The organism is Escherichia sp. MOD1-EC6162, from assembly GCF_002965125.1.
GTDB lineage: Bacteria > Pseudomonadota > Gammaproteobacteria > Enterobacterales > Enterobacteriaceae > Escherichia > Escherichia marmotae.
The window spans coordinates 1-10663 of record NZ_PTSB01000052.1 but is presented as its reverse complement, the minus strand read 5'-3'; the positions used below and the strand labels follow the sequence as shown (position 1 = coordinate 10663).

General features: G+C 50.2%; 10 protein-coding genes and 2 pseudogenes. 11 read left to right on the top strand and 1 reads right to left on the bottom strand.

Annotated features, from left to right (window positions below):
- Nucleotides 1–11: 11 nt before the first annotated feature.
- From A9587_RS23660 to A9587_RS23620, 11 genes and pseudogenes are all read left to right on the top strand, one after another.
- Nucleotides 12–755, top strand: coding sequence for a C40 family peptidase (locus A9587_RS23660; protein WP_105281966.1), 744 nt, complete (start codon nucleotides 12–14; stop codon nucleotides 753–755).
- Entirely contained in the window at nucleotides 752–1300 is a 549-nt protein-coding gene (locus A9587_RS23655; protein ID WP_123058567.1) for a tail assembly protein, read from the top strand. The genes A9587_RS23660 and A9587_RS23655 overlap by 4 nt, the downstream gene beginning before the upstream one ends.
- Nucleotides 1301–1360: 60 nt before the next feature.
- A complete protein-coding gene (gene gpJ / locus A9587_RS23650; RefSeq protein ID WP_105281965.1) occupies nucleotides 1361–4840 on the top strand; it encodes a phage attachment tail tip protein J in 3480 nt (1159 codons plus the stop codon).
- Nucleotides 4841–4907: 67 nt separating this feature from the next.
- On the top strand, nucleotides 4908–5507 hold the full coding sequence (locus tag A9587_RS23645; protein WP_105264026.1) for an Ail/Lom family outer membrane beta-barrel protein: 600 nt from the start codon (nucleotides 4908–4910) through the stop codon (nucleotides 5505–5507).
- Between the two features lie 64 nt (nucleotides 5508–5571).
- Nucleotides 5572–5935, top strand: a pseudogene (locus A9587_RS25755) (prophage tail fiber N-terminal domain-containing protein); the annotation flags it as partial.
- A 432-nt stretch (nucleotides 5936–6367) separates the two neighbouring features.
- Nucleotides 6368–6697, top strand: coding sequence for a phage tail protein (locus tag A9587_RS25750; protein ID WP_442899311.1), 330 nt, complete (start codon nucleotides 6368–6370; stop codon nucleotides 6695–6697).
- On the top strand, nucleotides 6694–7947 hold the full coding sequence (locus tag A9587_RS25745) for a phage head spike fiber domain-containing protein (RefSeq protein ID WP_438907244.1): 1254 nt from the start codon (nucleotides 6694–6696) through the stop codon (nucleotides 7945–7947). The genes A9587_RS25750 and A9587_RS25745 overlap by 4 nt, the downstream gene beginning before the upstream one ends.
- Nucleotides 7947–8228, top strand: coding sequence for a hypothetical protein (locus A9587_RS23635; protein ID WP_044691494.1), 282 nt, complete (start codon nucleotides 7947–7949; stop codon nucleotides 8226–8228). The genes A9587_RS25745 and A9587_RS23635 overlap by 1 nt, the downstream gene beginning before the upstream one ends.
- Nucleotides 8229–8237: 9 nt before the next feature.
- Nucleotides 8238–9278 (top strand): tail fiber domain-containing protein, encoded by a 1041-nt coding sequence (locus A9587_RS23630; protein ID WP_077395767.1) that lies wholly within the window; start codon nucleotides 8238–8240, stop codon nucleotides 9276–9278.
- Nucleotides 9279–9319: 41 nt separating this feature from the next.
- Nucleotides 9320–9613, top strand: coding sequence for a hypothetical protein (locus tag A9587_RS23625; RefSeq protein ID WP_001405052.1), 294 nt, complete (start codon nucleotides 9320–9322; stop codon nucleotides 9611–9613).
- Between the two features lie 18 nt (nucleotides 9614–9631).
- A pseudogene (locus A9587_RS23620) lies at nucleotides 9632–9751 on the top strand (tail fiber assembly protein); the annotation flags it as partial.
- A 94-nt stretch (nucleotides 9752–9845) separates the two neighbouring features.
- Here the strand turns inward: A9587_RS23620 and A9587_RS23615 are convergent.
- On the bottom strand, nucleotides 9846–10663 hold an 818-nt coding region (locus A9587_RS23615), incomplete at its 5' end, for a sensor domain-containing diguanylate cyclase (RefSeq protein WP_157943638.1).

The following is a 10663-nucleotide window of genomic DNA, read 5'->3' as shown; positions in this document are numbered from 1 at the left end:
ATATAAATCCCATGACAGAGACAGAATCAGCGATTCTGGCGCACGCCCGGCGATGTGCGCCAGCGGAGTCGTGCGGCTTCGTGGTGAGAACGCCGGAGGGGGAAAGATATTTTCCCTGCGTGAATATTTCCGGTGAGCCGGAGGATTATTTCCGGATGTCGCCGGAGGACTGGCTGCAGGCAGAAATGCAGGGTGAGATTGTGGCGCTGGTCCACAGTCATCCCGGTGGTCTGCCCTGGCTGAGTGAGGCCGACCGGCGGCTGCAGGTGCAGAGTGATTTGCCGTGGTGGCTGGTCTGCCGGGGGGCGATTCATAAGTTCCGCTGTGTGCCGCATCTCACCGGGCGGCGCTTTGAGCACGGGGTGACGGACTGTTACACGCTGTTCCGGGACGCTTACCATCTGGCGGGAATTGAGATGCCGGATTTTCATCGCGGGGATGACTGGTGGCGTAACGGCCAGAATCTCTATCTTGACAATATGGAGGCGACTGGTTTTTACCGTGCCGCACTGACAGAGGCGCAGCCGGGCGATGTGCTGCTGTGCTGCTTTGGTTCATCGGTGCCGAATCATGCCGCCATTTACTGCGGCGACGGCGAGCTGCTGCACCATATTCCTGAACAACTGAGCAAACGAGAGAGGTATACCGACAAATGGCAGCGACGCACACACTCCCTCTGGCGTCACCGGGCATGGCACGCATCTGCCTTTACGGGGATTTGCAACGATTTGGCCACCGCATCGACCTTCGTGTGAAAACGGGAGCCGAAGCTATCCGGGCGCTGGCCACGCAGCTCCCGGCGTTTCGTCAGAAACTGAATGAGGGCTGGTATCAGGTGCGCATTGCCGGGCGTGATGCAGGCGAAAACGAATTATCTGCCCGTCTTAATGAGCCGCTGGCAAATGGTGCCGTGATCCACATCGTACCGCGTCTGGCGGGTGCCAAAAGTGGCGGTGTTTTTCAGGCAGTGCTGGGGGCTGCGCTGATTGCGGTGGCATGGTGGAACCCTGTGGGCTGGCTGGGTGTCGCGGCTGTATCGGGTATGTATGCGGTAGGGGCCAGTATGATCCTGGGCGGTGTGGCGCAGATGCTGGCACCGAAAGCCAGAACTCCCCGCACACAGACAACGGATAACGGCAAACAGAACACGTATTTCTCCTCACTGGATAACATGGTTGCCCAGGGGAATGTTCTGCCCGTTCTGTACGGTGAAATGCGCGTGGGGTCACGCGTGGTATCTCAGGAGATCAGCACGGCAGACGAAGGGGATGGTGGTCAGGTTGTGGTGATTGGTCGATGATGCAAAATATTTTATGTGAAACCGCCTCCGGGCGGTTTTGTCGTTTATGGAGCATGACGAATGGGTAAAGGCAGCAGTAAGGGGCATACCCCGCGCGAAGCGAAGGACAACCTGAAATCCACGCAGTTGCTGAGTGTGATCGATGCCATCAGCGAAGGGCCGATTGAAGGTCCGGGGGATGGATTAAAAAGCGTGTTGCTGAACAGTACACCGGTGCTGGACAGTGAGGGGAATACCAACATCTCCGGTGTCACGGTGGTGTTCCGGGCAGGTGAGCAGGAGCAGACACCGCCGGAGGGATTTGAATCATCAGGTTCCGAGACGGTACTGGGTACGGAAGTGAAATACGACACGCCGATCACCCGGACCATCACGTCGGCAAACATCGACCGTCTGCGTTTTACCTTCGGTGTGCAGGCACTGGTGGAAACCACCTCAAAGGGGGACAGGAATCCATCGGAAGTCCGCCTGCTGGTTCAGATACAACGTAACGGTGGCTGGGTGACGGAAAAAGACATCACCATTAAGGGCAAAACCACCTCGCAGTATCTGGCCTCGGTGGTGGTGGGTAACCTGCCGCCGCGCCCGTTTAATATCCGGATGCGCAGGATGACGCCGGACAGCACCACAGACCAGCTGCAGAACAAAACGCTCTGGTCGTCATACACCGAAATCATCGATGTGAAACAGTGCTACCCGAACACGGCACTGGTCGGCGTGCAGGTGGATTCGGAGCAGTTCGGCAGCCAGCAGGTGAGCCGTAATTATCATCTGCGCGGGCGCATTCTGCAGGTGCCGTCGAACTATAACCCGCAGACGCGACAATACAGCGGTATCTGGGACGGAACGTTTAAACCGGCATACAGCAACAACATGGCCTGGTGTCTGTGGGATATGCTGACCCATCCGCGCTACGGCATGGGGAAACGTCTTGGTGCAGCGGATGTGGATAAATGGGCGCTGTATGTCATCGGCCAGAATTGCGACCAGTCGGTGCCGGATGGCTTTGGTGGCACGGAGCCGCGCATCACCTGTAACGCTTACCTGACCACGCAGCGTAAGGCGTGGGATGTTCTCAGCGATTTCTGCTCGGCGATGCGCTGTATGCCGGTATGGAACGGGCAGACGCTGACGTTCGTGCAGGACCGACCGTCGGATAAGGTGTGGACCTATAACCGCAGTAATGTGGTGATGCCGGATGATGGCGCGCCGTTCCGCTACAGCTTCAGCGCCCTGAAGGACCGCCATAATGCCGTTGAGGTGAACTGGATTGACCCGAATAACGGCTGGGAGACGGCGACAGAGCTTGTTGAAGATACGCAGGCCATTGCCCGTTACGGTCGTAATGTCACGAAGATGGATGCCTTTGGCTGTACCAGCCGGGGGCAGGCACACCGCGCCGGGCTGTGGCTGATTAAAACGGAACTGCTGGAGACGCAGACCGTGGATTTCAGCGTGGGCGCAGAAGGGCTTCGCCATGTGCCGGGCGATGTTATTGAAATCTGCGATGATGACTATGCCGGTATCAGCACCGGTGGTCGCGTGCTGGCGGTGAACAGCCAGACCCGGACGCTGACGCTCGACCGTGAAATCACGCTGCCATCCTCCGGTACCACGCTGATAAGCCTGGTTGACGGAAGTGGTAATCCGGTCAGCGTGGAGGTTCAGTCCGTCACCGACGGCGTGAAGGTGAAAGTGAGTCGTGTTCCTGACGGCGTTGCAGAATACAGCGTGTGGGGGCTGAAGCTGCCGACGCTGCGCCAGCGCCTGTTCCGCTGCGTGAGTATCCGTGAGAACGATGACGGCACGTATGCCATCACTGCCGTGCAGCATGTACCGGAGAAAGAAGCCATCGTGGATAACGGGGCGCACTTTGACGGCGACCAGAGCGGAACGGTGAACGGTGTCACGCCGCCCGCGGTGCAGCACCTGACCGCAGAAGTCAATGCAGACAGCGGGGAATATCAGGTGCTGGCGCGATGGGACACACCGAAGGTGGTGAAGGGCGTGAGCTTCCTGCTCCGTCTGACCGTAACAGCGGACGACGGCAGTGAGCGGCTGGTCAGCACGGCCCGGACGACGGAAACAACATACCGCTTCAGGCAGCTGGCGCTGGGGAACTACAGGCTGACAGTCCGGGCAGTAAATGCCTGGGGGCAGCAGGGAGACCCGGCGTCGGTATCGTTCCGGATTGCCGCACCGGCAGCGCCGTCACAGATTGAGCTGACTCCGGGCTATTTTCAGATAACCGCCACGCCGCATCTTGCGGTTTATGACCCGACGGTACAGTTTGAGTTCTGGTTCTCGGAAAAGCGGATTGCGGATATCAGGCAGGTTGAAACCACAGCACGCTATCTTGGCACGGCGCTGTACTGGATAGCCGCCAGTATCAATATCAAACCGGGCCATGATTATTATTTTTACATCCGCAGTGTGAACACCGTTGGCAAATCGGCATTTGTGGAGGCTGTTGGCCAGCCGAGTGATGATGCATCCGGCTATCTGAATTTTTTCAAAGGAGAGATAGGGAAAACCCATCTGGCTCAGGAGTTGTGGACGCAGATTGATAACGGTCAGCTTGCGCCTGACCTGGCTGAAATCAGGACGTCCATTACGGGTGTCAGCAATGAAATCACGCAGACCGTCAATAAGAAACTGGAAGACCAGAGTGCAGCGATCCAGCAGATACAGAAGGTTCAGGTTGATACAAATAATAACCTGAACAGCATGTGGGCTGTGAAGCTGCAGCAGATGCAGGACGGACGCCTTTATATCGCGGGTATTGGTGCCGGTATTGAGAATACTCCTGACGGTATGCAGAGTCAGGTGCTGCTGGCGGCGGACAGGATTGCGATGATTAATCCTGCGAATGGCAACACAAAGCCGATGTTTGTTGGTCAGGGCGATCAGATATTCATGAACGACGTGTTCCTGAAGCGTCTGACGGCCCCGACCATCACCAGCGGCGGTAATCCTCCTGCATTTTCCCTGACGCCGGACGGGCGGCTGACGGCGAAAAATGCCGATATCAGCGGTAACGTGAATGCGAACTCCGGGACGCTCAACAACGTCACGATTAACGAGAACTGTCGGGTTCTGGGAAAACTGTCCGCGAACCAGATTGAAGGCGATCTCGTTAAAACAGTGGGCAAAGCTTTCCCCCGTGACTCCCGAGCACCGGAGCGGTGGCCATCAGGGACCATTACCGTCAGGGTTTATGACGATCAGCCGTTTGACCGGCAAATTGTTATTCCGGCGGTGGCATTCAGTGGCGCTAAGCATGAGAGAGAGCATACTGATATTTACTCCTCATGCCGTCTGATAGTGCGGAAAAACGGTGCTGAAATTTATAACCGTACCGCGCTGGATAATACGCTGATTTACAGTGGCGTTATTGATATGCCTGCCGGTCACGGTCACATGACACTGGAGTTTTCGGTGTCAGCATGGCTGGTAAATAACTGGTATCCCACAGCAAGTATCAGCGATTTGCTGGTTGTGGTGATGAAGAAAGCCACCGCAGGCATCAGTATCAGCTGAATTTTATAACCCCAATACGGGCGTCAGAAATGACGCCTTTTTTATTGCAGAAAAGCGAGAGGTAATTATGCGTAAATTATGTGCTGTTATTCTGTCCGCAGTAGTCTGGCTGGTTGCCGCTGGTACGCCAGCGAGCGCAGCAGAGCATCAGTCCACACTAAGCGCCGGGTATCTTCAGACCCATACTGATATGCCAGGCAGTGATGACCTGAAGGGCATTAACGTGAAATACCGTTATGAATTTACGGACACGCTGGGGCTGGTGACGTCATTCAGTTATGCCAATGCCAAAGATGAGCAAAAAACCCATTACAGCGATACCCGCTGGCATGAAGATTCCGTGCGTAACCGCTGGTTCAGCGTGATGGCGGGGCCGTCTGTGCGCGTGAATGAATGGTTCAGCGCGTATGCGATGGCGGGTGTGGCTTACAGCCGTGTGTCGACTTTCTCCGGGGATTATCTTCGCGTAACTGACAACAAGGGGAAAACGCACGATGTGCTGACCGGAAGTGATGACGGTCGCCACAGCAACACGTCTCTGGCGTGGGGAGCTGGCGTGCAGTTTAACCCGACCGAATCCGTGGCCATTGATATTGCTTATGAAGGCTCCGGCAGTGGCGACTGGCGCACTGACGGTTTCATCGTGGGTGTCGGTTATAAGTTCTGATTAGCCAGGTAACACAGTGTTATGACAGCCCGCCGGTTCAGGCGGGCTTTTTTGTGGGGTGAATATGGCAGTAAAGATTTCAGGTGTACTGAAAGACGGCACAGGAAAACCGGTACAGAACTGCACAATCCAGCTGAAAGCAAAACGTAACAGCACCACGGTACTGGTGAACACGGTGGCCTCTGAAAATCCGGATGAAGCCGGGCGTTACAGCATGGATGTTGAGTATGGCCAGTACAGCGTCATCCTGCTGGTTGAAGGTTTTCCGCCTTCACATGCCGGGACCATTACCGTCTATGAAGGTTCCAGACCAGGTACGCTGAATGATTTTCTCGGTGCCATGACGGAAGATGATGTCATGCCGGAGGCATTGCGTCGTTTTGAGGAAATGGTGGAAGAAGCGGCACGCAACGCTGAAGCCGCCTCTCAGAGCGCAGCGGCGGCAAAGAAATCAGAAACTGCAGCGGCATCATCGAAGAACGCGGCGAAAACCTCAGAAACGAATGCAGCTAATAGTGCACAGGCGGCAGCGGCCTCACAGACTGCATCAGCAAACTCCGCGACAGCAGCCAAAAAATCAGAAACCAACGCGAAAAATAGCGAGACAGCCGCAAAGACGAGCGAAACCAACGCAAAGTCCAGCCAGACGGCAGCGAAGACCAGCGAAACGAATGCTAAAGCCAGTGAAACTGCGGCAAAAAACAGCCAGGTTGCAGCAGCCCAAAGCGAGAGCGCGGCAGCCGGTTCTGCGACTTCAGCAGCTGGATCAGCAACTGCTGCGGCTAACAACCAGAAAGCTGCGAAGACGAGTGAAACTAACGCAAAGTCCAGCCAGACGGCAGCGAAGACCAGCGAAACGAATGCCAAAGCCAGTGAAACTGCGGCGAAAAGCAGTCAGGATGCAGCAGCTGAAAGCGAGAGTGCCGCAGCCAGTTCTGCAAGTGCGGCGGCTTCTTCTGCCACTGCATCAGCCAACAGTCAAAAAGCTGCAAAAACCAGTGAAACCAACGCAAAGGCGAGCGAGACTGCGGCGGATAACTCAGCGAAAGCATCGGCAGCAAGCCAGACGGCAGCTAAAGCAAGCGAAGACGCAGCCAGGGAGTACGCAAGCCAGGCAGCAGAGCCGTATAAATATGTCTTACAGCCGCTTCCTGATGTGTGGATACCGTTTAACGATTCACTGGATATGATTACGGGCTTTTCGCCATCATATAAAAAAATTGTTATTGGCGACGATGAAATAACAATGCCTGGCGACAAGATTGTAAAGTTTAAACGCGCATCGAAAGCAACCTATATTAATAAATCTGGTGTACTGACAGAGGCTGCCATTGACGAGCCGCGATTTGAACGTGATGGCCTGCTTATTGAGGGGCAAAGAACTAATCTTCTGCTTAATTCAACAAATCCATCTAAATGGAATAAGTCAGGCAATCTGGAACTCACAGAAATATCCACGGATTCTTTTAATTTTACTTATGGGAGATTTACTGTAAAAGATACTCTTATTGATCAGACAAGTGCGATTAATATCGTAACGGTTTCTGGCAGTAAAGGATTTGATGTCACAGGTGATGAAAAATATGTGACCATTTCATGCCGTGTCAGAAGTGATGTTGAAAATATAAGGTGTCGTTTAAGATTTGAACATCATGATGGTTCTACTTACACTTTTTTGGGAGATGCTTACCTCAATTTATCAACACTTGTAATTGATAAGACTGGTGGTGCAGCAAATCGTATTATTGCAAAAGCTGTAAAAGATGAGGCTACTGGTTGGATTTTCTATCAGGCTACAATTAATGCACTAGATACAGAGAGCATGATTGGTGCGATGGTTCAATATGCTCCAGTAAAAGGTTCAGGCACAGCATCTGGAGACTATCTGGATATCGCAACTCCACAAGTGGAAGGTGGATCAAGTGCTTCGTCATTTATTGTAACTGATATAACTGCAAGCACTCGCGCAAGCGATATGGTGACAGTCCCAATCAAGAATAACCTTTATAATCTTCCTTTTACAGTTCTTTGTGAGGTACATAAGAACTGGTATAAAACGCCAAATGCAGCACCGCGTGTTTTTGATACCGGCGGTCATCAAACCGGAGCGGCTATTATTCTTGGCTTCGGTCGTTCAACAGATTATGACGGATTTCCTTATTGCGATATTGGAGGAGCTAACAGACGGGTAAACGAAAACGCATCGCTTGAAAAAATGGTTATGGGGATGCGTGTAAAGTCAGAGCAGTCTACGTGCTCAGTAAGTAACGGGCATATATCCAGCGAAACAAAAACCACATGGTCCTGTATTCAGAACACCGCAATTATCCGTATTGGAGGCCAGACTACAGCCGGGTTACGTCATTTATTTGGTCATGTCAGGAATTTCAGAATATGGCACAAGGCATTGACTGATGCTCAGATGGGGGAGTCAATCTAATGAAAGATTTAACACTCAAATTTGCCGACAGGGCCGACTTTTCGGCCTTTATGGAGAGTATTGGCTATTATGATGACGAGTCGATGCAGGATGATATTCTTATTGACGTGATAGGTAATGTGTACAAAGAAACCGGAGAACTTACTGAAGATGGCGAGCCGGTATGTGTTAAGGAGGACGGATATTTTGTAAACGTGCGCATCATTAATGATTCGCAAATATCGTCATTATTCGATGAATACGCGGTTGCTGTTGAGCATCAACTTCGTGGCTGGATGTGAGGAAGGAAAATGGCTACATCGACAGTAATTCCTGATGATATCAAAACGCTAAAATCCGACGTTAGCAAATTAAAAAACGATCAAGGGAGCTACGCAACAAAATCATATGTAGACAATAAAACAACATGGAATAGTTATTGCAATGTAATCTATGATCAAAAGACATTGCCGACCACTGGAACTATATTTAGCGGTAAGATTCACTTGTCAAATAAGACAGGAGAAACCGAAAACGCTTATAGTGAGATGTACACCAGAAAAAATATTGACGGTACAAAAGATACAATGACAAGGATTGTCACACACAATGGAACAAAAGGTATCTTTTGGGATTTTAGCGATCTTTACGGCGGAACATTAATTTTTCCAGGCAGTGATGGTTACCTTAAGATGGGGAACTGTCTCATGTCGTATGGTGTGCGGGGAAGTAACGCGCTTATTAAGTTTGACTGCACAGACACATTACAAATCAAATATGCCAATCATGGGTCAACCATGACATTAAACACACAGGGGACCGCTCATTCTGGCGCTACTACTAGTTTGTGGGGTAACTCTACCCGTCCGGTTGTATATGAAGTTGGTGCTGATGGTGGCGCGTATATGTTCTATGCGCAGAAAAATACCGATAACACCTATATGTTAAGCGTTAATGGTGCATGTCATGCCACCGCATTTAACCAGCATTCTGACCGGGATCTGAAAGACAACATTCAGGTGATCGATAATGCAACCGACCGCATCCGTAAAATGAACGGCTATACATACACGCTTAAAGAAAACGGTATGCCCTATGCAGGTGTCATTGCACAGGAAGCTCTGGAAGCAATCCCAGAAGTTGTAGGTTCCGCAATGAAATATCAGGACGGTGCAAGCGGATCGGAAGGTGAAGAAGGTGAACGTTATTACACAGTAGATTATTCTGGTGTTACTGGCTTGCTTGTTCAGGTAGCCAGAGAGTCAGACGACAGAATAACAGTACTGGAAGAAGAAAACGCAGAATTAAGGCAAAGATTATCTGCAATTGAGGCGACGCTTGCGTCTAAATAATATTAAGGGCTATGCGCCCCGTTTTATTGGGTAGGATGAAAATGGATATAACACCTTTTCTTCATGCGCTTTGTGCTGTGGCTGCGCAGGTACTGGTTGGTCTTTTTACCGGAAACTGGGCTTACGGGGCGATAGCCGGTTGTACATTCTTCATTGCGCGGGAACACACCCAGGCAGAATATCGCTGGATTGAAATGTTCGGGCATGGCAAGCGGATTAACATGCCGTGGTGGGGCGGTTTTGATCCACGTGCATGGGATGTGGCAAGCCTGATGGATTTTGCTGTGCCGGTGGTGGCGTGTCTGCTGGTCTGGCTGTTGGTTAATCGCGGGTGAAAAAGGTGAGCTGTATATGCAACGGAGGGCGAAACCTCGTTGCTGGAAGCCTGGAAGAAGTATCGGGTGTTGCTGAACCGTGTTGATACATCAACTGCACCGGATACTGAGTGGCCTCTCATTCCTGCAGCTAATTGAAAACTAGTTAATTATATTCCGCAGCAAATTATACTGGTAATATGCTGCGGTTTAATGATCAGTAAGTATAATATCGTCTGTTGCCACTAAATAGCTATGATATCTCGCTATGTATGATTACCTTGTTTCTGCCAGTTCTTTTGGCTTCATATAGCGATTCATCTGCTTGAGCCAAGATTTCTGAAGGCATGAGTTTATTTGAAAGAGTGATGAACCCACCTATGCTGATAGTGACTCTTTCAACCCCATATTTAACAGTAAGATTTTGTGTTTTCACTTCAACATTCCTTCTTATTCTTTCGCTGATTGCTGAGATCTGAGAAAATGAAAGATCATTGAATACAATGGCGAATTCTTCCCCTCCAAGTCGGCCGAATAAATCTTTGTTCCTGATTGTCTTTGCAATAATTTTTGTTACTGTGCTTATTACTATATCTCCAGTGTGATGTCCATGCTGGTCATTTATCTTCTTGAAGTGATCAATGTCGAGCATTAATACACAAATGGAATTATTATTGTTATTTTTTAATATTGTCTTGAAGGCATTTAAAAAACCACCTCTATTATAAGTGTTAGTTAAAAAATCGTGTGAAGCCAGATAATCTGAATATTTTAATTTCAAAAATATAAAATACATTAGAGTGCATATGATATATAAGCTGGATGCTAGTTCAAGCCCTTTGGCCCAATACCATATAGGATAACGTGAATCCATAAAATGCAATAATATTAAGTTATCACATGCTAGAGCAATGCTGATAAAGCTAATGCAAAACCATATTTTTGAATAATTTTTAATAAAAAAACATGAAGAAACAAGAAGTAATAGCCAGAAATAAATTATCGTCTTAATGTAGAATGTATTCCATGTCAATTGATGGCTGACGGAGGAATAGTATACTATATTAATAG